The organism is Pseudomonas sp. NGC7 (genome assembly GCF_047159675.1).
GTDB classification, from domain to species: Bacteria; Pseudomonadota; Gammaproteobacteria; order Pseudomonadales; family Pseudomonadaceae; genus Aquipseudomonas; species Aquipseudomonas kermanshahensis.
Genome location: NZ_BAAFZY010000001.1, coordinates 1232347 through 1255838, shown reverse-complemented (window position 1 = coordinate 1255838; position 23492 = coordinate 1232347). Strand labels below are relative to the sequence as shown.

Annotated in this window: 19 protein-coding genes and 1 pseudogene; 5 read left to right on the top strand and 15 right to left on the bottom strand. The window is 62.5% G+C overall.

The window, feature by feature from the left end:
- The first annotated feature begins 14 nt into the window (after positions 1-14).
- Positions 15-938: an EamA family transporter gene (locus ACMCNM_RS05685; protein WP_027594708.1), complete on the top strand. Its 924-nt coding sequence runs from the start codon at positions 15-17 to the stop codon at positions 936-938.
- Positions 939-963: 25 nt separating this feature from the next.
- Entirely contained in the window at positions 964-1833 is an 870-nt protein-coding gene (locus tag ACMCNM_RS05680; protein ID WP_412764067.1) for an aldose 1-epimerase, read from the top strand.
- A 147-nt stretch (positions 1834-1980) separates the two neighbouring features.
- Here the strand turns inward: ACMCNM_RS05680 and ACMCNM_RS05675 are convergent, their stop codons facing one another.
- From ACMCNM_RS05675 to ACMCNM_RS05630, 10 genes and pseudogenes are all read right to left on the bottom strand, one after another.
- Positions 1981-3276, bottom strand: coding sequence for an MFS transporter (locus tag ACMCNM_RS05675; RefSeq protein WP_186704238.1), 1296 nt, complete (start codon positions 3274-3276; stop codon positions 1981-1983).
- 171 nt (positions 3277-3447) lie between these two features.
- Positions 3448-4344, bottom strand: coding sequence for a LysR family transcriptional regulator (locus tag ACMCNM_RS05670; RefSeq protein ID WP_027594711.1), 897 nt, complete (start codon positions 4342-4344; stop codon positions 3448-3450).
- A gap of 86 nt (positions 4345-4430) precedes the next feature.
- Positions 4431-6461 (bottom strand): pyridoxamine 5'-phosphate oxidase family protein, encoded by a 2031-nt coding sequence (locus tag ACMCNM_RS05665; RefSeq protein WP_412764066.1) that lies wholly within the window; start codon positions 6459-6461, stop codon positions 4431-4433.
- 28 nt (positions 6462-6489) lie between these two features.
- Positions 6490-7119, bottom strand: a complete 630-nt coding sequence (locus tag ACMCNM_RS05660; RefSeq protein ID WP_412764065.1) for a glutathione S-transferase family protein — start codon at positions 7117-7119, stop codon at positions 6490-6492.
- A 173-nt stretch (positions 7120-7292) separates the two neighbouring features.
- Complete coding sequence (locus tag ACMCNM_RS05655; RefSeq protein ID WP_027594714.1) at positions 7293-7844, bottom strand: UPF0149 family protein; 552 nt, start codon at positions 7842-7844, stop codon at positions 7293-7295.
- Between the two features lie 90 nt (positions 7845-7934).
- On the bottom strand, positions 7935-8924 hold the full coding sequence (locus tag ACMCNM_RS05650; RefSeq protein WP_186704240.1) for an asparaginase: 990 nt from the start codon (positions 8922-8924) through the stop codon (positions 7935-7937).
- Positions 8921-10072, bottom strand: coding sequence for a hypothetical protein (locus tag ACMCNM_RS05645; RefSeq protein ID WP_412764064.1), 1152 nt, complete (start codon positions 10070-10072; stop codon positions 8921-8923). The genes ACMCNM_RS05650 and ACMCNM_RS05645 overlap by 4 nt, the downstream gene beginning before the upstream one ends.
- 11 nt (positions 10073-10083) lie before the next feature.
- Positions 10084-10980 (bottom strand): nitrilase family protein, encoded by an 897-nt coding sequence (locus tag ACMCNM_RS05640; RefSeq protein WP_412764063.1) that lies wholly within the window; start codon positions 10978-10980, stop codon positions 10084-10086.
- Between the two features lie 173 nt (positions 10981-11153).
- Positions 11154-11440 (bottom strand): annotated as a pseudogene (locus ACMCNM_RS05635) (FAD-dependent oxidoreductase); the annotation flags it as partial.
- A 164-nt stretch (positions 11441-11604) separates the two neighbouring features.
- The gene (locus ACMCNM_RS05630; RefSeq protein WP_186681032.1) at positions 11605-13248 is read right to left on the bottom strand and encodes an acetolactate synthase large subunit; all 1644 of its coding nucleotides are present in this window, start codon (positions 13246-13248) and stop codon (positions 11605-11607) included.
- Positions 13249-13886: 638 nt separating this feature from the next.
- Between ACMCNM_RS05630 and ACMCNM_RS05625 the strand changes: the two genes are divergently transcribed.
- Entirely contained in the window at positions 13887-14783 is an 897-nt protein-coding gene (locus ACMCNM_RS05625) for a formate/nitrite transporter family protein (protein ID WP_186682716.1), read from the top strand.
- 3 nt (positions 14784-14786) lie between these two features.
- On the opposite strand, the gene ACMCNM_RS05620 is transcribed toward ACMCNM_RS05625, so the two are convergent.
- Positions 14787-15881 (bottom strand): MBL fold metallo-hydrolase, encoded by a 1095-nt coding sequence (locus tag ACMCNM_RS05620; protein WP_412764062.1) that lies wholly within the window; start codon positions 15879-15881, stop codon positions 14787-14789.
- 130 nt (positions 15882-16011) lie between these two features.
- Here ACMCNM_RS05620 and ACMCNM_RS05615 point away from each other — a divergent pair, with 130 nt between their 5' ends.
- Complete coding sequence (locus tag ACMCNM_RS05615; protein WP_412765902.1) at positions 16012-17085, top strand: diguanylate cyclase; 1074 nt, start codon at positions 16012-16014, stop codon at positions 17083-17085.
- Between the two features lie 56 nt (positions 17086-17141).
- Positions 17142-19730, top strand: a complete 2589-nt coding sequence (locus ACMCNM_RS05610) for an EAL domain-containing protein (RefSeq protein WP_186682720.1) — start codon at positions 17142-17144, stop codon at positions 19728-19730.
- Between the two features lie 45 nt (positions 19731-19775).
- On the opposite strand, the gene ACMCNM_RS05605 is transcribed toward ACMCNM_RS05610, so the two are convergent.
- From ACMCNM_RS05605 to ACMCNM_RS05590, 4 genes are all read right to left on the bottom strand, one after another.
- The gene (locus ACMCNM_RS05605) at positions 19776-20096 is read right to left on the bottom strand and encodes a DUF2025 family protein (RefSeq protein ID WP_186682722.1); all 321 of its coding nucleotides are present in this window, start codon (positions 20094-20096) and stop codon (positions 19776-19778) included.
- A 160-nt stretch (positions 20097-20256) separates the two neighbouring features.
- Positions 20257-21126, bottom strand: a complete 870-nt coding sequence (locus ACMCNM_RS05600; protein WP_027594248.1) for an HlyD family secretion protein — start codon at positions 21124-21126, stop codon at positions 20257-20259.
- 35 nt (positions 21127-21161) lie between these two features.
- Entirely contained in the window at positions 21162-21368 is a 207-nt protein-coding gene (locus tag ACMCNM_RS05595; RefSeq protein ID WP_186682724.1) for a DUF1656 domain-containing protein, read from the bottom strand.
- The gene (locus ACMCNM_RS05590) at positions 21355-23343 is read right to left on the bottom strand and encodes an FUSC family protein (protein ID WP_412764061.1); all 1989 of its coding nucleotides are present in this window, start codon (positions 23341-23343) and stop codon (positions 21355-21357) included. The genes ACMCNM_RS05595 and ACMCNM_RS05590 overlap by 14 nt, the downstream gene beginning before the upstream one ends.
- Positions 23344-23492: the final 149 nt, after the last annotated feature.

Genomic DNA, 23492 nt, shown 5'->3' with positions numbered 1-23492 from the left:
AATGGATCCTGCACATGGCTGTTCCCTCCTCTGCCACTCCCCTCTTTCCTCGCAAGCTGGCGCTGGCGCTACTGGCGCTGCTGGCCTGCTCGTTCGCCGCCAACCACGTTGCCGCACGCATCGCCTTCGATGACGGCACCGGCGTGCTGCTGGCGATTCTCTGCCGCTCCGGCATCACCTTTCTGGTCCTGGCCTGCCTGCTGCTGTGGCAACGCCAGGCAGTGGGCCTGCCGACCGGCACACGGCGCTGGCAATTACTGCTTGGCCTGCTGATCGCCACGCAGAGCCTGTGCCTGTATTCGGCGGTGGCGCGCATCCCGGTGGCACTCGCGCTACTGGTGGGCAATACCTTCCCGATGTTGCTGGCGCTGCTCACGTGGGCGTTGGGCGGGGCGCGCCCGACTGGCCGCACCGTGCTGTTCATGGGCCTGATCCTCTGCGGCCTGGTGCTGGCGCTGGATGTACCGGCGCGGCTGGCCGACAGCGCCGACGCCAACCCGCACTGGGCCCTGGGCGTCAGCCTGGCCTTCTGCGCCGCGTGCGCCTTCGCCTGCGCGCTGTGGATCACCGATCACAAACTGGCCGCCGTACGCGGCCCGGTACGCAGCCTGCTGACCTTGCTGATCGTGTTCTCCAGCATGCTGGTGGCAGGCGCAAGCGGCGTGATGCCTTCCGGGCTGTCGCTGCCCGCCAGCAGCAGCGGGTGGGCGGCCTTGGCAAGCCTGGTGGTGCTGTATGGCGTGGCCTTCACCCTGCTGTTTGTCTGTGTGCCCCGGCTGAACATGGCGCAGAACGCGCCGGTGATGAACATCGAACCGATCGCCACCTTGCTGCTGGGCTGGGCGTTGCTGGATCAGCGCCTGAGTACCTGGCAACTGATCGGCGGTGCCGTGGTGGTGTGCGGCATCGTGCTGCTGACCTATCGCCGGGCGAGCTGAGCAAACATTCTGAAAGGAGCCGCTGATGGCTGTCACCGAACTGCACCTGCAAGACCACCTGACCCGCCTGAGCCTGGCGCCGGACCTGGGCGCCAGCCTGATCAACTGGGAAGTGAAAGCGACCGGGCAGGCGCTGCTGCGCCACTCTGACCAAGACGCGCTGGCCAGCGGCACGCCGCGGCAACTGGCGTGCTACCCACTGGCGCCTTGGTCCAACCGGATTGCCCAAGGGGGTTTCGAGCGCCCCGAGGGTTGGCTGGCGCTGGCGCCCAACACCGCACACGACCCCTACCCGATTCATGGCACCGCCTGGCAGCAGGCCTGGCAGGTGGACCACCACAGTGAACGCCGTGCCCGGCTGACGCTCGACAGCCAGTTGCCCTTTGCCTACCGGGCGACGCTGGATGTGCACCTGCTCGACGGGTGCCTGAACCTCGACTTGCATGTAACCCACCTGGATGAAACGGCCACCTGGTATGGGCTGGGGCTGCACCCCTACTTCCCGCGCTATCCGGACACCCGGCTAAGCGCTATGGCGCAGCATGTGTGGCTGGCAGAAGAGGGGCGGCTGCCTTCGTACCCGGCTGAGCTGCCTGATGACTGGTGCTTCGACACCCCGGCCGGGTTGCCGACCAGGGTGGTCGATCATGCGTTCGGTGGTTGGCCTGGCAGCTGCGTGATCGAACAGCCCAGCGCAGGCTATGCCCTGGAATGCACGGCCAGTGGGTGTGAACACTTTCTGTTGTTCTGCCCACCGGGCAAGGCGTTTTTCTGCTTCGAGCCGGTCAGTCACCCGATCAACGCGCATCACCTGCCTGGGCGGCCAGGGTTGCGGTTGTTGCAGCTGGGTGAGGCGATGAGCTTGGGGTTCAAGATGCAGTATCGGGCGCTGTAAGGGGGTTGCCTGTATAGGGGTCGCTTTGCGACCCATCGCCGGCAAGCCAGCTCCCACAGGTGCGGCGCTAGCCTTGGAGGCTACACCGTTCGGGTGGGAGCTGGCTTGCCGGCGATGGGCTGCAGAGCAGCCCCGCGATCTCAAGCTTTAAACCAGCACTTCGCCGGTGGCCACGCCCTGCCGCGCGACCGGCTCACCCCGTACCTCACGCGCAACCTTCCACACCAGCACCGCCGCAACGATATCGAACGCTGCCAGCACCACGAACAGCGGGCTGTAGCCGATCTGCGTCACCAGGATGCCGAACACCAGGGTAAACACCGCCGCGCCCAGGTACCCGCACATCCCGCCCATACCTGTCGCGGTGGCCACCTGGTCCTTGCTGAACGAATCCGACGTGATCGAATACAGCGCCCCCGACAGCGTCTGGTGCGCAAAGCCACCCATGCACAGCAGCAAAATCGCGGTATACGGGCTTTCAACCAAGCCAATGCACGCTGGACCGATCATGCAGCTGGCACCGAATACCAGCACCATCTTGCGCGACGTGAACAACGACACCTTCAAGTGACGGTGGAACAGCGGGCTCAGGTAACCACCGAGCACACAGCCGATGTCCGCCGCGAGAAACGGCAGCCAAGCGAACATCGCCACTTCCTTGATGTTCATGTGCCGCTCGGTCATCAGGTACAGCGGGATCCAGGCATTGAAGGTTTGCCAGGCCGGCTCCGAGAGGATTCGCGCGGAGGCGATGGCGTAGAAGTTCCGGGTCTTGAAGATGCGTTTCCAGGCGCCCTTCTCGCGCTTCTCTGCCTTGAAGTGCGCTTCCTGGCCAGACAGGATGTAGTCACGCTCTTCGCTGCTCAAGCGCTTCTGATCGCGAGGGTGTTTGTAGAACAGCATCCACAAAACCGTCCAGACGATGCCGGACACCCCGACCATCACAAAGGCCAGTTGCCAGCCGCTGTGCAGGATCGCCCACACCACCAGAGGCGGCGCCAGCAACGCACCCAGCGAGGAGCCGATGTTGAACCAGCCGATCGCCACCGACCGCTCTTTGGCCGGGAACCATTCGGTGGTGGCCTTGACCCCGGCAGGCAAGCCGGCCGCTTCGGTCATGCCCAGCAGCCCGCGCATGAAGGCCATGCTTTGCCAGCCCGTGGCCAAAGCTGCGCCAGCACACGCCACCGACCAGGCCATGGCGAACACGGCAAAACCGAGCTTGGTCCCGATGAAGTCGATAAACCAGCCGGCGATCGGCTGCATAAGGGCGTAGCACACCTGCCAGGCGGCGACGATCTTGGCGTATTGCTCGGTCGTGATGGAGAGGTCGGTCATCAAGGTGGGGGCAGCCACCGAGAGGGTATTGCGGGCGAGGTAGTTGACGACGAGCCCAGCCGTGACGAGGCTGACCATCCACCAACGGATGCCTTTGATCTTCATGGGTCACCTGAATCTTATTTTTAGAGGTGCGGGTGAGTGCCTCAACGCTGGCAGCGCTAATTGAGACAATTTGTTTCAGGCGCAAGATTGCCATGTCGTAGGTCGTCGTACAACATAAATTGTTAACGGATGTGTATCTATAGGGGTGTTATTGCAGGGGGTTGTACGACCTCAATCCAGCCCTTGGGCTCGAAGCGCATGGGCTAGCATGTCGATGAAGGTCCTGACTTTGGCGGACCCGTACTTGCTCTCCCGGTGCAGCACATGGATCGGCCAGGGGGCTTCTTCGTACTCGGCCAGAATGACCTGCAACTGCCCGTTTGCTATCTCGTCTGCCACTTGGTACGACAGCAACCGTGCGATCCCCAGCCCGCCACTGGCTGCGGCAATCGCCCCATCATTGCTGGTCACCGTCAGTCGCGGCTTCATGCGGACCAAGGTCGGCTCATCCGTCACGCCGAAGCGCCAACCGGCCCGGGGCGACAAGTTGGTGGTGCCGATCACCGCATGGCCTGGCAAGTCCGATGGGTGTTGCGGCACGCCGTGGCGCGCCAGGTAGTCCGGCGAGGCGCAGAGCATGCGCCGCACCCTGCCCACCCGCAGCGCCTTCAGGCCGGAGTCTGGCAGCGGGCCGATGCGCACGGCCACGTCCATGCCCTCCTCGACCATATTCACCACCCGGTCGAGGAAGTACGCAGACACGTCGACCTCGGGGTATTGCTGCAGGTAACGAACGATGCACGGCATGACGAACTTCTTGCCGAACAGGATCGGCGCAGTAACGGCCAAGTCCCCCTTGGGCGTGGCGTTGATACCGGCCGCGGCTTCATTGGCCTCGTGGATGCTGGCGAGAATATGCCGGGTGTCTTCCAGGTAGCGGCCACCCGCTTCGGTCAGGCGCACGCTGCGGGTGGTGCGCAGCAGCAGTTTGACCCCCAACTGGTCTTCCAGGGCACTGACGGCACGGGTCACTGCGGCGGGCGAGATGTCCAGCCGGCGGGCGGCAGCGGCGAAGCTTTCCAGCTCGCCGACTGCTACGAACACCTTCATCAGGTGAATCTGATCCATGCCGGCTCCTGGAATGTCGGGGGGTGTGGATTATCGATTATCTGCGGTTTTTTCGCTGCCCTGTGCGCAGGCCACAACAGTCAGCACTACAGTTCCAGCACCAAGGCCTGCGCGCCCTCCTCCACTTTAGCCGGCACGGCACAGCAGATCAGCGCCGTACCGCTTTCCGGCATCTCGGCAGGCGGGTTCGGGTAATGCACCTGCCCACTCACCACCTTGGTCTTGCAGGTGCCGCATGAACCACCCCGGCAGCTGAAATCCGGCGACAACCCACGCGCCTCGGCAAGCTCCAGCAAGGTACCGCTGCCCGGCGCCCAGCGTGCCTCCTTGGCCGAGCTGGCGAAGTACACCGGCACCGGTTCGCTGGCAGCCGGAGGTTGCTGCAGCACCGGCTGGTCGTCATCGGTGTGCCGCCTGAGCGTCGATGGCCCAAAGGCTTCGGCATGGATACGTGCGTCGGGTACATGCACGGCACGCAGCCCTTCGTACAGGTCCTGGGTAAAACTCGCTGGGCCACACACATAGAAATCGTAGTCATCCAGCACCAGCTGGGCTTTCACCTGCTCAATGCCCAGCCGGCCAGCATGCTCGTAGTCGCGCCCCCTGACCGCCTCGGCCTCAGGCTGGCTCAGGCAACGGTGTACACGCAACCATTCGCCCGCTTGCTGGCGCAGCGCCGCCAGTTCTTGCTGGAAGGGCAAGTCAGCCAGGCTTCGCGCACCGTGAAACAGGTGAATAGGCCGCGACTGGCGCTGGGCCAATTGTGCTCGCAGCATGGCGATCAATGGCGTGATACCCACACCCGCGCCAATCAGTACAATCGGCCGTGCGCTTTGCTCATCCAGGGTAAAACTGCCCATGGGCAGGCGCACATCGAGCAGGTCCCCCACCGCAATGCGCTCATGCAGATAGCGCGATGCCGCGCCCTGGGCCTTGACGCTGATGCGCAGGTAACCGTCCGACGGGGCGCTGGAAACGCTGTAGGTGCGAATCAGCGGGGCATCGCTGCCCAGCGCGATACGCACAGGAATATGCTGCCCTGGCGCAAACTGCACGGGTGCATCTGCCGCCAGGTAGAACGAGCGAATATCACGACTCTCCTGCTCCAGGCGCACCACCCGCCACGCCTGCCATTGACGCTGACGCTCACGCTGTTGCAGGCGTTCGCCGGCCTCGGCCCAGGTGCCGGTCATCAAGCTGGTCGGCGCGTATTCTTTAAAGGCCCAGCGCAGCGACACGGCTGCCGGGCGCCATACCACGTGCTCGACGTCCAGTGTCCACAACCGCTCGGCGCCCTCGAACGCGTTAATGGCAGCGCTCTCCAGTACCACTTCGGCATGCCCGCAAAGCTGCAGCACATTGCCGGTGGCGAAGTCGATGAACAGCAACCCTGCCACCGGGTTCACCAACAGGTTGCCCAGCGTATTGAAATGCAAATTACCGGCGTAATCGGGAATGGTCAGGCGGTTGCCCTCGACCTTGACGAACCCAGGCCGACCGCCGCGGTGGGACACATCGACCGAACGCTGGCCATCGTCTTGCTCGACGTAGCTTGCAACAAAAAAGGTATCGGCCGCTTCGATCATGGCAACCGCGCGGGCATCCAGTGCAGTGGCATCGACGCGCCCTTTTGCCAGCTCATCGCTACGCGTGTACTCGCGCAGCTGGATGTACTGAGGGCAGTTGCCGAACGACTGCTCTACCGTCACTTCCAGTTGCCCGTTAAGTGCCTGGCCGATCAGGCCGTTGATTCGGTTGCGCCGGCGCGTATGCAACTCGATGCCCAGCAGCCCAATTGCCTGCCCGCTCGCCAGCCCTGGTGTTGCGGGGTCATCCGCTTTCAGGTCCACGTTGATCAGCAACTGGCGTGGGTCGGGCGAGCTGACGAAGCCTTGCGGGCCTTCGAGGAAGGTTGCCCACGGCCTGCCGTGGGCATCCACACTGCCCGCCACCATGAACGGCAACTGCTGATAGAACGCGCGATGCTGGTCTGGCATGAAGTCGCGAATGACCTTCTGCCCGAACACCTCCATGCGCTCCGACACACCGACCTTTTCCTGCAGGATCTTCTCACCGCTGTGCCAAGGTGACGCGCGATGGCCTGGAAGCTGGTGCATGGTGGCATTCCTCGAAGGGGGGTTGAGCTCAATCGCCGGCTTGCAGGCCCGTGGCGGTACGCGGCATCGACACGAAACCTGGCAGCGCCTCGATCCGTGCCAGCCAGCTGCGCACGTTGGCGTACGGCTCCAGCGAGACATTGCCCTCTGGTGCGTGGGCGATGTAGGAGTAGTTGGCAACGTCGGCGATGGTGGGCTCACTGCCTGTCAGGAAGGGGGCCTTGGCCAGTTCGGCGTCGATCACCTTGAGCAGGGTATGGGCACGGCCGATGACTTCATCGGTGTTGAACGCGGCGCCGAACACGGTCACCAGGCGAGCGGCAGCCGGGCCAAAGGCCAGTGGGCCTGCGGCGACCGACAGCCAGCGCTGCACGCGCGCTGCGGCTTCGGGCTCCTCGGGCAACCAGGTGCCGTTGTCGTATTTCTTGGCCAGGTACACCAGGATGGCGTTGGAATCGGCGATGACCGTGCCGTTGTCGTCGATGACCGGCACCTGCCCGAACGGGTTGAGGGCAAGGAACGCAGGCTGCTTGTGCTCACCTTTGGCCAGGTCGACGAAAACCAGCTCGGTCGGCAGGTTCAGCAACGAGAGCATCAGCTCGATACGGTGTGCGTGGCCAGACTTGGGGAAGTTGTAGAGTTTGATCTTGGTCGACATGGGCTTGGCTCCTGGTCAGCGCCGGAATGGGCTGGTGGAGGCCATGTTGGACCGATTCGACTGGCAGCAGAATCAGTGCTGGGGGGAAACCATAATTTCGCGTGGCGGAATAATGCTTGTAGAAGCGGCGCTAGGCCGCTTTTACAGTGCAGTGCACAGGCTGCATCTTCGGCTCAATGCCGCTGATTATGGAACTTGAACAACTGGCGTGCCGCCTCGATCACCTGAGGCACACAGGCTTGAATGTCCTCTTCACGCATTTGATCGAGCAACTCGAAGTTGTCCTCCAGCCCATGCAGGGAAATGGCCTTGAGCAGTTGATCCTGCTCAGGCGGCAACGCGTCCCAGCTGGCGACCTGGGTACCGCGCATATAGCCGAAGCACCACTCTTCCATGATGATCACAGCGCCATCGTCGGTTTCATTTTCCTCGAACAGCGGTTCGAACTGATCGATGTTGTCACCCAGTTCGTCCGCCACTTGGCTGGCGTAACGCAACATCAACGCCGTGTACGCCTCTTCATGCGCGGGCTTCTTGAATTTCGGCACTTTGCCACCCGCAACGGCTGGCAACCATTGTTCGGGGTGGACGGTGATGGGGGAACTGGCCAGGGCGGTAAAAAAACCATTGAGCTCGGCCAGGTTGAGTACCGAATAATCGTTGCCGTAGGTGATCAGCAGGTCTTCGAGGCGGTCGAGTTCTTTTTCGCTGAGCGCGGGGAGCATGGGGGTTGTCCTGAAAAGCAAAAGTGCAAGCACCCTAGCACAGCACGCACCAGAAGGCTGCCCGCAGCGACGAGGCTGCGGGCAGTTTCGCTAGCGTGGCAACCACGTGGGCAGCAGGGCCTGCCTGCCTGACCCGATCAGCAGCCAGAGCAGGACTCGGCACTTGCGCGGGCAAAGTTGCCCAGCCATGTGCAGCCCTTTTTTCTGCAGGTCGATCTCGCCGCCGACAAACCCATAGGTCGCTAGTGCCGTAGGCCCCCTGCCTGTGCGGGTAGCCACGATCACTGGCAAGCCAGGCGTGAGCTGGCCCAGCATCTCGGACCAGGCGCCCGAGACGTGCCCGGCACCAAACCCCGCAATCACCAGCCCCTCGTAACCCAGCGCTGGCAAGGCCTGTAACAAGGCAGTGTCCGCATCCAGGCAGGCCTCCAACAGGGCAACGCGATGATCGAGACGATGCGGCAGTGGCAGTACCTCCCGTGGTGAAGGCTGGAGGTGATAGCGCGCAACACCTTCGACCACTTCGCCCACGGGGCCACTGCCTGGTGACTCAAAAGCGGACATCGCCAGGCTGGCGACCTTGCGAACCTTCGCGGCGCTGTGGATCTGGTCGTTGATCACAACCAGCACGCCACGACCCTGACTGGCCTGGGCTAACGCCACTTGCGCGGCCGCCAGTAGATTGGCCGGCCCGTCACAGCCCGGTTGGCTGGCCGAACGCATGGCACCGGTCAGCACCAAGGGGGCATCGAATGGCCAGAGCAGGTCGAAGAAGTAAGCTGTCTCCTCTAGCGTATCGGTCCCTTGAGTGAGCATCACGGCCTGCGCACCGCGCGCTATCTGACCACGCGCCCACGCCAGCACTTCAAGCAGCGTCACAAACCCAAGCGAAGCGCTGGGCAGCATGCCTAACGTCGCCACTTCGAGGTGCGCCATCTGCCTGAGCGCTGGCAGCAAGGACAGTTGCTTCTCACAATCGAGCGTTGGCGTTACACCCCCCTCAACCGTATCGACCTGCATGCTGACCGTGCCGCCCAGGCTGGCGATCGACAGCCGAGGCAACTGTGGAGACTCAGTCATGCCGCACCTCCTATCAGCCCCACCAGCGGCACGATCGCCAATGTACTGAAGGCCATGGACAAGACATTGCCGATGTAGCCATGCATATAGCTTGGCAACCGGCCACTGATGGCCACCGCCAATGGCGGCGCTACCAGCGCACCCAGCACCGCGCTGGTTACCACGACCTGCCAGTCACCACCGTGCATCAGCACGGCAGCCGGAACGATCGACACAATGGGAATGTAAGTGGGGTACCAGCCGCGCGCCTGCCATTGACGACGCCACACCAGCACCCCCACCAATGACGCCAGCGCCTGGCCTGCCACCATCTGCACGACCAGTTGCGAACCGTAGGCCGGTGCAGCAGGAGCAATCACGCAGGCCAACAGCAGGCCCAACAACAACCCGAGGCTGGCAAGCTCATTGCCGAAAAATGGCGCTTCACTGAAGTCAGCCAATACACGTCGAAGGGTCCAGACCACACCGTAGTCAGGTTGACGGGTGACGGGCTGCAACCCAGCGGGCCTTTTGCCTTGGTGCACCCATGACGGGAAACGCTTGCACAGCAGGAAAGCCACTACGCTCGCCACGGCCATGCCGCCAACGTTGCCGATGACCACCGGCAACTGCAAAGGAATGCACAGGTAATTGACCAGGAGCAGGCTGGCAGGCGTTACCAGCAGCGCAGCGAGTAGCGCCCCGGTAATCGTCACCTGCCAGCCTCCGCCAAACAGCAATACCATGGCAGCCGGCAGCGACACGAAAGCGACGAAGGTCGGTTGCCACCCTCCCCCAGCCAGCGTCCACCCCCACAAGACGTGACTGAGCAGCAGGCCGAGCAGCGAGCTGGTGAACACCCACGGCCACAGCCCAGTGCCATAACAAATGGCAAAACCTTGCCAGCGGTAGCCACGAATGCCAGCCCAATGCGCCAGACAGGCCCCCAGCAGCAGGCCCAAAGCCGGCAACTCGTGCTTGTAGAAAGCGACTTCGCTGATGTCGCCGACTATCCAGCGCAAACGGCTCAAGGGTTGATCAAGGGTGGCGGTGAGCTGTGCGTAGTCCGGCCATTGGCCGAAAACCAGGCTAACTATCAGCAATACGGTCAGGCAGGCCAATATCACCAGCGGTGGCCTTTGCCTGGTCGGGATGCTTATCTCGTTCATGTTCTGCCTCCTCAGCGCGGCATCGGGGCATGCAGGCGATAACCGAGGGTGTGGTCATAAAGATCGGTACGCCGATCTCGCGGCAGATCATTGAGGCTGTTCCAGATCGGCGCAGACCGAGCCGCACTGAGGTCCACATCGGCATAGAGGATGCTTTCCTCTTCCGCGCTTGCCACTTCTCCGATCGGCCAGCCGTTGGTGCCGGCAATCAGCGAACAGCCCAGAAAACGACCGCCACGCTCGCTGCCAATTCGGTTGGCAGCGGCGATATAGACGTTGTTGACGTGCGCTGCGGTCATGGTCAGGTAAGAAGCCATGCAGCGCCCGGCCTCATCGAACAGCGGCGGCGGCGTCCACACCCAGTTGTTGAGGCTGCAGAGGATGTCGGCGCCTTGTGCAGCCATCAGCCGGGGGACTTCGGGGAACCAGATATCCCAGCAGATCAGCAGGCCGATACGCCCAATGGGGGTTTCGAACACCGGGAACCCGAGGTTACCGGGCGTGAACCACAGCTTCTCCTGGTTCCATAAGTGCGCTTTGCGGTAGTGCCCAAGCATTCCTTCCGGGCCGAAAAGTACGGCGCTGTCATACAGCTTCATCCCATCCCGTTCGGCGAACCCCGCCGCCAGATAGATGTGATGGTCCCGCGCAAAGTCCGCCCAGGCTTGGACGCTGCGCCCGTCTTGCAGAGTCTGCGCATGGGCATAGGCTTCTGCCCGCGAGTGGAACGTATAACCAGTGTTGGCAAGCTCTGGCAGCACAATCAGGTTGGCACCTTCGCGTACGGCGCGCCGGGCCAATGCCAGGCCCCTGCTCACGTTGCTATCACCGTGCTCGACCCCCACTTGAGGGTCATACTGGATGACTGCGATGCGCACGGGGCTGACAGGGGTGCAGTGTTCAGACATGGCGGCTTCCTTTTATGTTTGTTGTGGAAGGGCGCCAGTAAAGCGGGGTTGAGCCTGGGAGCGACAGTCAGGACGCTCCCACAAGATCGTAGGGACAAAGAAGAATTATTGAGGGAAGGGTCCTACATATTGATTTCCGACGCCCTGATTACCGCACTTGATAATGCGGGTAATGGGGTCGTGGGGTGCTTGTGATCCCCAACCGTGTTCACCACAGTCAAATGACGCCCGCCCACACGCTTCGATTGCTCGATCAGGGTGATATGGGTAAAACCGCAACGCAACAGCTCCCGTGCGGCGGTCAAACCCGTTACACCAGCACCGATAATGCATATTCGGTGATGCGGCTAATCAACACAGAGATCGGGTGGATTGGGGTACGTGCAGCCCATGGCTGGGCTGGGGATGACGGCTCAACGGCCAAGTGTGCGGGGTGGTTGTGAGTCGATCCGATCGTCATGTTCTCGTGTTCGCCAAGGGTTGGGGAACCTGAGAATGGAGAATCATAGAGTGACAGGTGCAAAGCATTCGCGGGGGCGTGCCTACTCCCAAGGTAAGCACAGTCCTCAGGAACTGTGCAGTACTTGTGGGAGCGGGCTTGCCCCGCGAATAGGCCGTTAAGCCTTACACCGCCAGCGCGCGCTCACGCAGCTCGCTGTTGAGGATGCGGTCGTTCTCGCTGTAGTCGACCGGGCAGTCGATCACGTGTACGCCAGGGGTCTTGATGCAGTGCTCGAGCAGCGGCAGCAAGCCTTCGGCGCTTTCCACGCGGTGGCCATTGGCACCGTAGGCTTCGGCGTATTTGACGAAGTCCGGGTTGCCGTAGTCCAGGCCGAAATCGGTGAAGCCCATGTTGGCCTGCTTCCAGCGGATCATGCCGTAGCCGTCGTCACGCAAGATCACCACAGTGATGTGCATGCCCAGACGGACTGCGGTTTCGAGCTCTTGGCTGTTCATCATGAAGCCGCCGTCGCCACATACCGAGATTACCGGGCGGTCCGGGTACACCAGGTGCGCTGCCATCGCCGACGGCAGGCCGGCGCCCATGGTCGCCAGGGCGTTGTCGAGCAGCACGGTGTTCGGCTTGTGGGCCTTGTAGTTACGGGCGAACCAGATCTTGTAGATGCCGTTGTCGAGGGCAACGATACCTTCAGACGGCAGCACGCGACGGATGTCAGCGACCAGGCGCTGCGGGTAGACCGGGAAGCGGTCGTCGTCGGCGCCTTCGGCGATTTGCGCTTCGTTGGCTTCACGGATGGCCATGAGGCGGGTGAAGTCCCAGTGCGAAGTGTCGCCCAGGCCTTCAGCGATCTGCCAGACGGCGTTGGCGATGTCGCCGATCACTTCGACCTGCGGGAAGTACACGGCATCGACTTCGGCGGAGCGGAAGCTGATGTGGATGACTTCGGTGCCGCCACGGACCATGAAGAACGGCGGCTTCTCGATCACATCGTGGCCGATGTTGATGATCAGGTCGGCCGCTTCGATTGCGCGGTGGACGAAGTCACCGGACGACAGCGCGGCGTTGCCCAGGAAGCGCGGGCTGCGCTCGTCGACCACACCCTTGCCCAACTGGGTGGTAACAAACGGAATGCCGGTCTTGTCGATCAGCTGCTTGAGGACCTTGGCGGTCATCTTGCGGTTGGCGCCGGCACCGATCACCAGGATCGGGCTGCGAGCGGTGCGCAGTTTTTCGATGGCGGCTTCGATGGCCACGTGCTCGGCCAGCGGGCGGCGGTGCAGGCTGCGTGGGATCGGCATGGCATCAGTCTGCTCGGCAGCGATGTCTTCCGGCAGTTCCAGGTGCACGGCGCCTGGTTTTTCTTCTTCAGCCAGGCGGAACGCTTCACGCATGCGCGAAGGAATGTTGTCGGCCGAGGCGAACTGATGGGTGTACTTGGTGATGGGGGCCATCATGCCGCACACATCGATGATCTGGAAGCGGCCCTGTTTGGACTTCTTGATCGGCTTTTGGCCGGTGATCATCATCATCGGCATACCGCCGAGGTAGGCGTATGCACTGGCGGTGACCAGGTTGGTCGCGCCAGGGCCGAGGGTCGACAGGCTGACGCCGGTCTTGCCGGTCAGGCGGCCATAGGTGGCGGCCATGAAGCCCGCAGATTGTTCGTGGCGGGTCAGGACCAGCTTGATCTTCGACTTGCGCAGGGATTCCAGCAGGTCGAGGTTTTCCTCACCAGGGATGCCGAACACATACTCGACACCTTCGTTTTCCAGGCATTGCACAACGACATCGGCGGCCTTAGCCATCTTGCTCTCTACCTCAAGTGATAGGACGGTGAAAGTCCATAAATGCGCAGCACGGCACGCTGGCATCGCTCTATTCGGGCGCGAGGGTGCCCCGAACCTAAGTCTTGACGCAGGTTAGGCAGGGCAAAGTCACGTGCACGAACAGGATTAATTGTCGCACCCTTGGGCGCGTTTAGAGAGGTACAGGACGGACAAAACATCTTTGCCTGGAGACAGCGAATCTGCGGCTATAAACGGCAGAAAGACAAAACCCCTACCTGCTTGCGCAGATAGGGGTTTTGCGAAATGAATCTTGACGATGACCTACTCTCACATGGGGAAACCCCACACTACCTTAAAGAGCGTTTGGTTAAGAGCTTTTCGTCTCAACCGAGGCGCGCATTCTACGCTTTCCTCATTTGCTGTCAAGCGTTTATTTTGAAGTTTTTTAACTTCGCTTTCTTTCGAAAGCTTTTAACTTCAACAACTTGCCGCTTGCCCCGAAGCGTTCATCGCTGCGAGGAGGCGAATAATACGCGCTTTGAAATCAGAGTCAACACCCTGATCTGAAAAAACTTTCCAGCAGTACTTGGCCGGCCTTCGCAACTAATGAACACGCAACCGATCTGTAGATAAACACCCCACGGAGCGCGGCAACCATGAGCGAGACGCAAAGCGAGAAAACGCCAGGCCTGTCGGCGGACGAAGAGCAGGAGGTCAGCCATAACCAGCCGCCAAGGGCAGCGGTGCTGCACGAGATCATTCGCTACCAGGGCGACCAAGAGCTTGAGCGCACGATCGCAGCCCTGTGGTGGTCAGCGCTGGCCGCCGGGTTGTCGATGGGGCTCTCGCTCATGGCCATGGGGTTGTTCTATGCCCGCCTCCCCGAGGGCGACAGCGCCCAGGTGATTGCAAGCATTGGCTACAGTGCAGGTTTCCTGGCGGTGATCCTCGCCCGCCAGCAACTGTTTACAGAGAACACACTCACCGCCGTGCTGCCGGTGATGACCTCGCCTACCCTGGCCAACCTGGGTCGCCTGCTGCGCCTATGGAGCGTGGTATTGCTCGGCAACCTGGCCGGTACCCTGCTGGTCGCCTGGGTCATGCTGGAACTGCCGATCTTCGACGGCAAGACCGACGTGGCCTTCCTAGAGGTCGGGCGCAAGGTAATGAAGAACGATATCGGCCAGATGTTCGCCAAAGGCATCGTGTCGGGCTGGATGATCGCCACCATGGTCTGGATGATCCCGTCGATGGAGCACGCCAAGATCTGGATCATCCTCATGATCACTTACTTCATGGCGCTGGGTGACTTCACCCATATTGTCGTCGGTTCGGTGGAAGTGTCCTACCTGGTCTGGGCCGGTGAAGAGACCTGGCGCAGCTTCTTGCTGGCATTCGCCCTGCCGACCCTGGCCGGTAACATCATTGGTGGCAGCTTCATCTTCGCGCTGATCAGCCATGCGCAGGTGCGCAGTGACAGCGGTAAGCCACCTTCGCGTTTACTGGACGACCAGAAGCCGCCCTCACCTCGCCAGCGAGACGCTGAAAAATGACCCTCAGCGCACCGCCACAGCGCGCTCTGTCGACCGCTCTCGCTGATGCGCAGGTTTGGGCTGCCACCAGTTCTGCCCGGCATGCGGCGAGTCCAGGCTGACCCGCTCGCCCATCTGCGGGGTGCATAGCCGCACCTGCGCTTGCTCAGTGAGGGCCAGGATGCGCTCGAATGGCTCTTGCCAGGCATGGGTGGACAAGTCGAAGGTGCCGTTATGAATCGGCAGCATCCAGCGCCCCTGCAGGTCGAGGTGTGCCTGCAGGCTCTGCTCCGGCTGCATGTGCACGCTCGGCCAGGCGACGTTATAGGCCCCGGTCTCGATCAGGGTCAGGTCGAAAGGCCCGAAACGCTCACCGATCTGCTTGAAGCCCTCGAAGTAGCCTGTATCGCCGCTGAAAAACACCCGCAGCTGTTCATCGATCACCACCCAGGACGCCCACAAGGTCCGGTTACTGTCGAACAGGCCACGCCCTGAAAAGTGCTGGGCTGGGGTCGCGACAAAGCGTACCCCTTCAACTTCAGTGTCCTGCCACCAATCCAGTTGGCGCACCTTGTCTGCTGCAACCCCCCATTCGATCAAAAGGTCACCCACCCCAAGCGGTGCCAGAAACACCCCCGTACGCGGGGCAAGCCGTCGAATCGCCTGCTCATCCAGATGATCGAAGTGATCATGGGACAGGATCACCGCGGCCAATGGCGGCAGTTCGTCCAGGCCAAGCGGTGGCGCATGGAAACGTTGCGGCCCTACCCACTGCACCGGTGAGGCGCGCTCGGCGAATACCGGGTCGGTAATAAAGAAGCGCCCGCGCAACTTCAGCAATATCGTCGAATGGCCAAGGCGCCACAGGCTGTGATCAGGTGCATCAAGCACCTGCTGCCGGGTCATGGGCTGCACATGGAGGGGGGTGGAGGGCCGAGTGTCGGGCGGCTTGCGCAAAAACAGGTACTTGAGGCCGATGCGCAGCTTTTTCATCACGCCGTCTTGAGGCAGGCGGGCCTGGTTATGGAAACGACCGTCCCGTTGAGGCGCCGACTCGCCGGCAGCGTTAGCCATGGGAACCATGAGCATGAGCACTCCAAGCAACAGGAAAGCCTTCATATTACCCCACAGTGATCAGATCAACCGTGAATTGGCTTGTAAGGTCATTTTTCATAGATGAAACACTGTTCAACAATATTCACACGCGTTATGCGATAAACGGCGCCTTAGCAGAAGAACGATGACCATGATGGACAACCGCAGCGGCAAGGGCCTTTCTTTCGTCAAGCGCATCTACCTGCCGCGCATCATCGGCATGGGCATCGGCCTGTTCAGTGTAATGGCTGCCATGGCGCCGCTATCGCCGCCTACCTGGGTCTGGCTGCTGGTGCTGTTCAACGGGATTGTCTGGCCGCATTTAGCCTACCTGTGGGCGATGCGCTCGGCAGCGCCTTATCAGGCAGAACAGCGCAACCTGCTGCTGGACTCGCTGATGGGCGGTTTCTGGACCGCCGCCATGCACTTCAACCCACTGCCCAGCGTGACCGTGCTGTCGATGATGACCATGAACAACGTGGCCGCGGGCGGCAAGCGCCTGGTCGTTCGTGGCGTGCTGGCCCAGCTTGCCGGCATGCTCCTGGCCACGCTCGTGCTCGGCCCTGGCTTGCAACTCACTGCCACGCCCGTGCAGGTTTACGCGTGCTTGCCCATGCTGACCCTCTACCCGCTGGCCCTTGGCTGGGTCTGCTACCGCCTGGCAATCAAACTGGCAGAGCACAAGCGCCGCCTCAGTGCGCTCAGCCTTACCGACAGCCTGACCGGGTTGCTCAACCACGGTGCCTGGAAAGACCTGCTGCTGGTCAAGTTCCAGACCTGCCAGCAACAGCAGCAACAGGCGGTCATCGCCCTGATCGACATCGACCACTTCAAGACCATCAACGACACGTTTGGCCATGTAGTCGGCGATTGCGTGCTGCGCCAGATGAGCGAAGAGCTCAAACGCAACCTGCGTGAGGTCGACCAGGCCGGGCGCTACGGTGGCGACGAGTTCTGCGTGATCCTGCCGGACACCAACGAGGCCCAGGCCTGCCTGGCCATGGAGCGCTTGCGCGAGCGGGTGGCGAGCTACCGTAACCCGCAATTACCACACTTGCGGATCAGCCTCAGCATCGGCCTGTCTGCCTTCGACGCCGACCTTGAATCCCCCGAGCACTGGCTCGAACAGGCCGACAAGGCGCTCTACACCGCCAAGCACGCTGGCCGCGACCAGGTCAATTTCGCGCAACGCGAGGCCACCGGCCTCAGGCTGGCCTATCCTGACTGAACCTCCTTCCTGATTGCCTTGCAGGAGGCTGCTGTTCTTGAAGGAGTCACCCGCACATGGCCAGGACCGCCAACCTTCCACCCACCCTACCCACACCCCGATTTCAAGTTCGCCGCTTGATTGCAGGCTTTTGCGTGGTCTTTGGCCTGGCCTGCCTGGTCACCTTGGGCGCATTGCTCAACATCGCCGCCACCCTTGATCACCAAGAGCAACAGCGCAGCGCTTTCCATGCCTCGCAAGCGCTCGAGCAACGGCTGCTTGCCTCACGCCAGTTCCTGTCCAGCTATGCCGTGTGGGATGCCGCCTTTGAACACCTGGCCGGCAAGGCGGACTGGCAGTGGGCCTATGAAGAGAAGAACGTCGGTGAATCGCTGTACAGCGCCAGTGGCTACGAAGGTGTGTTCGTGGTGGACGACCAGCGCACCACCTACGCCCTGTTCAAAGGCAAGCCCAGTGAAGCGAGCGCCAGCACTTATATAGAAGCGCCGCTACAACCCATCATCAATGAAGCACGGGGGGCTGCCAGCGCCCGCGAACAAATCACCCGGTTCGTGCTGTTCAACGGATGGCCCGCCGTGCTTAGCGCCGCGGCCGTACGGCCAGACAAGGACGTGTCGGACAGCGAAGTACGCCAGGCACCCGTCATGCTGTTCGTCGACCAGCTGACCGACGACAAACTCACACGGTTGGGTACCGGCGCCGGCCTGGCGGGCATGCACCTCGAGAAAGACGCTACCGGCGAGCATGGCCAGCAGCGTATCGCGCTGGGCGATACCGGCTTCCACCTGGCCTGGACCAGCCCGCTGCCGGGCCAGCAATTGCTGTGGGCGATGCTGCCGCCGCTGCTGTGCGCGCTGCTGATACTCGGCCTAGTGATGCTTTACCTGTTCTGCCACGCCTTGCGCAGCTCCCGCGCCATCGACCTTAGCCTGGCGCGCCTGCAGCAGAGCAACCAGGCCCTGGAGGCCAGCGAGCAGCGTTTTCGCGCCGTCGCCGAAGCCGCATCCGACTGGATCTGGGAAACCGACCGACAACAACGCCTGACCTATCTTTCACAGCGTTTCGTCAGCGTCACCGGCTACCCGGTGGACGACTGGCTGGGCCAGCCGGTAAACCAGCTGCTGGCCTGCGACACCACGCCACTCTCACCCTGGCTGGACGCGTTGGCCGCCGCCGACCCACAGCAGTTGGCAAACCTGCGCTGTACCTACCGTGACCATAACGGGCAAAACCGCTATTGCCGCATCTCGGCACGGGCGATCTGGTACGACGGCAAGCCGACGGGTTTTCGTGGCACCGCCAGCGACATCACTGACGAGGTCGACGCCCATGCACGCATCCAGCACCTGTCACTGCATGACCCGCTGACCGGTCTTGCCAACCGCAACAAACTCGCCCGGCACCTTGAGCAGTTGTTATTGCGCGGCAGCGACGCGCCCCCACTCACGTTGCTGCTGCTGGACCTGGACAACTTCAAGCCGATCAACGATTCCCTCGGCCATGCCGCCGGTGACGCTGTGCTGCAAGAGGTGGCGACACGCCTGCGCGACACCACCCGCGATGTCGACCTGGTGGCGCGCCTGGGTGGCGATGAGTTCATTCTGGTGCTCAATGGCATGGATAACCGCACTGAAGTCGACCGTTTCTGCGCCCGCCTGATTAGCCTGCTGCAGCAACCCATCGTCTTCGACAACCAGCCCCTGCACATCGGCGCCAGCATCGGCGTCGCCCAGAGCCGCACCCAGGGCTTCGATGCCGGCGAACTGATCCGCTGCGCCGATATCGCGCTGTACCAGGCCAAAGCGGAGGGCAAGAACACCTGGCGCTACTTCGCCGCCGAAATGAACAAACAGATCCAGTACCGCCGACAACTGGAGAATGATCTGCGCCGGGCCCTGCAAAACCAGGAATTCGCGTTGCATTACCAGCCACGCTATCGCCTGGGCGACCTGCGCATCGTCGCCGTCGAAGCCCTGCTGCGCTGGCAGCACCCGCAGGAGGGGTTGCTCGGGCCAGACACCTTCATCCCGCTGGCCGAGCAGAGCGACATCATTGTCGCGCTGGGCCGCTGGGTGCTGCGCGAAGCCTGCCGCACGGCCCACGACTGGCCGGTGGGCCTGCTGATATCGGTAAACCTGTCACCTGCGCAGTTCTTGCGCAGCGACGTGGTGGCCGACGTTCGCGAGATCCTGCTGGAAACCGCGTTCCCCGCCCAGCGCCTTGAACTGGAAATCACCGAAAACGTGATGCTCAACGACATCGAAGGCGCGCTAAGCACCATGCTTTCGCTAAAGGAGCTGGGTGTTCGCCTGAACATGGATGACTTTGGCACCGGTTACTCATCACTGGGCTATCTGCGCACGTACCCGTTCGACAGCATCAAGATCGACAAACGCTTCATAGCCGGGCTGAACAACACCAGTGGCAATGATCGCGCCGTGGTGCAAGCCATCATCAACCTGGGTGAAGCCATGGGGCTGACGGTGACGGCCGAGGGCGTAGAAAGTGAACAGCAGCTCAAAACACTGGAGAAGGACGGCTGCCATGAGGTGCAGGGTTATTTCCTGAGCCGGCCTTTACCTAAAGAGGCGCTCGAAGCCTTGCTGCAACAGGCGCCCACAGGCTCGGCCAGGCGCCTGCTGTAAAGGCAGCCTCCGCAGAACAAGGCTGCCCCCGTGAACAGCAGGGCGTCAGCGCTTGTTGCGCTCGGCCACGATCTCGGGCAAATCACTGCGCCGCAGGTAAGCGCGCAAGGGCTCGCCAATGTTCAAGCGGTCATCCACATGCTGGTCCAGCAGCAGTGCCAGGCGTTGTCGGCACAACGCCATGCGCGGGCCTTGCTCGGGCCGCCAGACGAATTCGCTGCAGGGGGTGATACTGTCGTCGGCCACGTCCATGCCGAACGAGTCCTCGGAAAAACGCACGATATGAACGCCGCGCTTGCCATGAAAGCCAACGAAACCGTTGAGCTGCTCCGCCGCGTTGCAGATGTCCTGGGAAGTGATGGCCATGCCGTAACCTCGCAATCAAGTCGAAAGTGACGCACGCCGGGCTGCAAACGGTCGCCTCTGCCGGGCAACTCGCAGCGGCCAGCCTAACGCAAGTCACCGCGCATTCGCCAAGGTTTTCCGCCAGCCGCCGACAGCCCCGGAAAAGGGTTCGGCATTCCCTTCATTGCGTAACCCGGTCCTCGTGCACCTGCACGCTGGCAGTCATGCCGGCACTCAGGTTCATGCCCTGCGGGATCTCGTCCAGGCGGATCCGCACAGGTATCCGCTGCGCCAGGCGCACCCAGTTGAAGGTCGGCTCCACCTCCGGCAACAGTTGGCTGTCCGGATTACTGTTGCGGTCGGTGATGCCCCGGCTGATGCTCTCCACATGCCCCTGCATTGCCTCGCCCGCCCCCATCAGCCAGACCTTGACCGTGTCACCGACGCGGATGCGCGGCAGTTTGGTTTCTTCGAAGTAGGCCTGGATATAGAAGGTCGAATCGTCCACCAAGGCCATCACCGACTCCCCGGTGTTCACGTAGTTGCCCTGGGCCAGGCGCAGGTTGGTGATATGGCCACTGCGCGGCGCCCGCACTTCGCTGCGCGCCAGGTTGATCTTGGCCACTTGCAGTTGCGCCTCGGCCTCATGCAGTTCACCGCGGGCGATGGCGGCGTTGATCTGGGCATTTTCACGCAGCTCGGCACTGATTGCCTCCGGCCCCAGGGCAGTACGCCGCGCCGCTTCGCGCTCGCGCAAGCGCAGCTGCTGGGCGCGGGTCTCGGTCACGGCGCTGGCCTGGTCGAAGGCTGCCTGGAAGCGTTCACGGTCGATGCTCATGAGCAAGTCGCCCGCCTTGACCTGCTGGTTGTCATGCACCTTGAGCTCGCGCACCCAACCGGATACGTCTGGGGCGATCACCACCACGTCGGCGCGCACCCGGGCATCGCGGGTCCAGGGTGTCAGCATGTAGTACTGCCACAGCTGGTAGCCTGCCAACAGGGCAAGGGCCACCACACACAGGGTTACCAGGGTACGTACGGCAGCACGCATTGAATCACTCCTTACAAAAATCGTTACAAGAGCCTTTAGGCAGCCCCCAGTACTCGCACCACCAGGAACAACACACACACGAACAACGCCGCGTCGAACAGCGCTTCATGCCAGATCCAGCGACCCAACGGCGTGGCGTGCACCAACAAGCGCAACACCCCGGTGAGCACCAGCGCCAGCAGCACATAAATCAGAAACGGGCTCAGCAGCACGCCGCCCAGCGCCCACTCACGCAACCCCATGCACGTCCTCCTGCCAGCGGCACCATTTGCCCCAGCTCTTCTGCAACTGCAGCACTGCACCTTCAGCCAGGCGCAACGGGTCGCTTGCCGGCAGCCGACGCAAGGCGGCGATGAATTGCTCACTGGCGCTGTCCAGGCGTTGCCCACGGCCCGGCGCCGGCCCCTTGGCCAGCACCGCCTCCACCTGCTGCAGGTACTCACGTTCAGCGCGGCCCAACGGCGCCTGGGCGACCGCCAGGCACATGCGCAGGTGCACCAGTTCGTCGCCGATGTCCAGGCCGTGCAAGCCGTCATCCCAACGCTTGCGCTCGCTTTCGGGCAATTCGCCGGCATGCCGCGCCAGTTGCAAGAGGCGATCGGCCATTCGCCCGCCAAACCAGCTGTCGGCGCCACGCAGGTCGCGCCGGGTCAGGCGCACCAGGTCGCTTTGGGTCGCCGCCCGCAGGCGCTTGCCCAGCCAGGCCGGGTGACGGAACACCAACAAACGAAAGGCCATCACCGCAGCAGACACGCCCACCAGCATCGCCAGCGCGCTGTTGAGCATGCTGGCCACGCCAAACTGCATGGCATTGAGCGGTGATACCAACACGATGAAGTGCAGGCAATACGAAGTCGCGGTCGCGCCGGTACGCGGGTGGGCCATGCCCAGCGCCCCCAGAAACAGCGGTACACCCATGCCCAGGCAGAGCATGGCGAAGCTGCTCCACTGCGGCAAAAGAATCTGCCCGACCAGAAACGCCGCGGGGATCGCCAGAAAGATGCCGCGCAAGAAACTAAGGCCGATCTGAGCGCCGTTTTCGCGGCTGGCAAACAGGCTGCAGACCACACAGGTCAGCACCAGGCCGCCCGGCGCAGAGGGCCAGGCGGTCGCCAGCCAGAAGCCACTCATCACCAGAAACGCCAGCGCGCTGCGTGAACCGAACAACAGTGCCAGCGACCAGTCGCGGTGTGCGGCCAGGCCCTGGGACACATCCTTGGGCGCCCTGCCCGCTTCGACGTCGTCCAACGCCTGGGTCGCAGCCATCGCGTAGTCCAGCAACAGCGTCATGCGCGCCAGGCAGTAATGTTCGGCAGCGCTTATCTGCTCATCATGGGCGGCATCCCAGATACGTTGGCGCAACAGCAACAGGCCGGGTTGGTCGGGTGCGCCCAACTGCGCGCGCACCGCCTCCAGCCAGGGCGCCAGGTGCCGAGCTTCACCTTCATCGAGCTGGCGCCACTGCCGGCGCACCGAGCGGGAGATACGCAGCAGCACCATCAGCTTCTGGCTCAGGCCGCGAATGGCGCGCGCCCGCTGACGCCCGCGATTGCCTTCGAACCAGGCATGTTCGCGCTGGCTGTCGATGGCGACGATGCGCCCAAGGCTTTCCAGCAGCCCTTTGCGCGCCTCATCCTCTCCCCCCAGCATGGCACTGGCCGCCTGCAGGCCATTTTGCCAAGCCTGCCGGGCTTGTCCGCCCAGTTGCTGTTCCACGCGCAGCGGCCAGATCAGGGCGCTGGTGGCGGTAGCGCAGAAAATCCCCAGACAGATCTCGGTGCAGCGCGCCACGGCCTGGTCGAACACCTGCAACGGGTGGTCGATCGCCGGCAGGGCGATGATCGCGGCGGTGTAGCCGGCTAGCACAAAGGCGTAGGCCCAGGCACTGCGCAGCTGCGTTGACGCGGCCGTGCACAGTGCCAGCCACAGCGCGAGGGTGATCAGGAACAGGCCTGGCGTCTGGGCGAACAAGCCGATCAAAACTACCGACATGAACGTGCCGACCAAGGTGCCGGCCAGGCGCGCAAGGCCCTTCTGCACCACCATGCCGGACAACGGCTGAGCCACGATGAACGCCGTCATCAATGCCCATGACGGCTGCTCCAACCCCCAGCGCATCGCCAGCCAAAGCGCCAGGCCGCCACCGAGCACGGTCTTGATGGCGAACTTGAGGGCGAGGCTGCTGGGTGCGAACAGGGCCTGGAGAGTGATGGGCACGAGGCGGACCTTGCGGGGATGATCAGGTAAACGATAGACAATGAAGCGAAGGATAATGCGGAAACGATTAATTAGCTAGCTAATCATCTTTATTGAGATGCGCTGCCCGACATTTCGCAGGCAAAAAAAATGGGCGACCGAAGTCGCCC

Coding starts and splice junctions, on each gene's coding strand:
- ACMCNM_RS05655 (WP_027594714.1), bottom strand. CDS start 7,844: ATGCTCCCCGCGCTCAGCGAAAAAGAACTCGACCGCCTCGAAGACCTG.
- ACMCNM_RS05685 (WP_027594708.1), top strand. CDS start 15: ATGGCTGTTCCCTCCTCTGCCACTCCCCTCTTTCCTCGCAAGCTGGCG.
- ACMCNM_RS05650 (WP_186704240.1), bottom strand. CDS start 8,924: ATGACTGAGTCTCCACAGTTGCCTCGGCTGTCGATCGCCAGCCTGGGC.
- ACMCNM_RS05630 (WP_186681032.1), bottom strand. CDS start 13,248: ATGGCTAAGGCCGCCGATGTCGTTGTGCAATGCCTGGAAAACGAAGGT.
- ACMCNM_RS05625 (WP_186682716.1), top strand. CDS start 13,887: ATGAGCGAGACGCAAAGCGAGAAAACGCCAGGCCTGTCGGCGGACGAA.
- ACMCNM_RS05675 (WP_186704238.1), bottom strand. CDS start 3,276: ATGAAGATCAAAGGCATCCGTTGGTGGATGGTCAGCCTCGTCACGGCT.
- ACMCNM_RS05660 (WP_412764065.1), bottom strand. CDS start 7,119: ATGTCGACCAAGATCAAACTCTACAACTTCCCCAAGTCTGGCCACGCA.
- ACMCNM_RS05600 (WP_027594248.1), bottom strand. CDS start 21,126: ATGCGTGCTGCCGTACGTACCCTGGTAACCCTGTGTGTGGTGGCCCTT.
- ACMCNM_RS05595 (WP_186682724.1), bottom strand. CDS start 21,368: ATGGGGTTGCGTGAGTGGGCGCTGGGCGGCGTGCTGCTGAGCCCGTTT.
- ACMCNM_RS05645 (WP_412764064.1), bottom strand. CDS start 10,072: ATGAACGAGATAAGCATCCCGACCAGGCAAAGGCCACCGCTGGTGATA.
- ACMCNM_RS05620 (WP_412764062.1), bottom strand. CDS start 15,881: ATGAAGGCTTTCCTGTTGCTTGGAGTGCTCATGCTCATGGTTCCCATG.
- ACMCNM_RS05610 (WP_186682720.1), top strand. CDS start 17,142: ATGGCCAGGACCGCCAACCTTCCACCCACCCTACCCACACCCCGATTT.
- ACMCNM_RS05665 (WP_412764066.1), bottom strand. CDS start 6,461: ATGCACCAGCTTCCAGGCCATCGCGCGTCACCTTGGCACAGCGGTGAG.
- ACMCNM_RS05640 (WP_412764063.1), bottom strand. CDS start 10,980: ATGTCTGAACACTGCACCCCTGTCAGCCCCGTGCGCATCGCAGTCATC.
- ACMCNM_RS05680 (WP_412764067.1), top strand. CDS start 964: ATGGCTGTCACCGAACTGCACCTGCAAGACCACCTGACCCGCCTGAGC.
- ACMCNM_RS05670 (WP_027594711.1), bottom strand. CDS start 4,344: ATGGATCAGATTCACCTGATGAAGGTGTTCGTAGCAGTCGGCGAGCTG.
- ACMCNM_RS05615 (WP_412765902.1), top strand. CDS start 16,012: ATGGACAACCGCAGCGGCAAGGGCCTTTCTTTCGTCAAGCGCATCTAC.
- ACMCNM_RS05605 (WP_186682722.1), bottom strand. CDS start 20,096: ATGGCCATCACTTCCCAGGACATCTGCAACGCGGCGGAGCAGCTCAAC.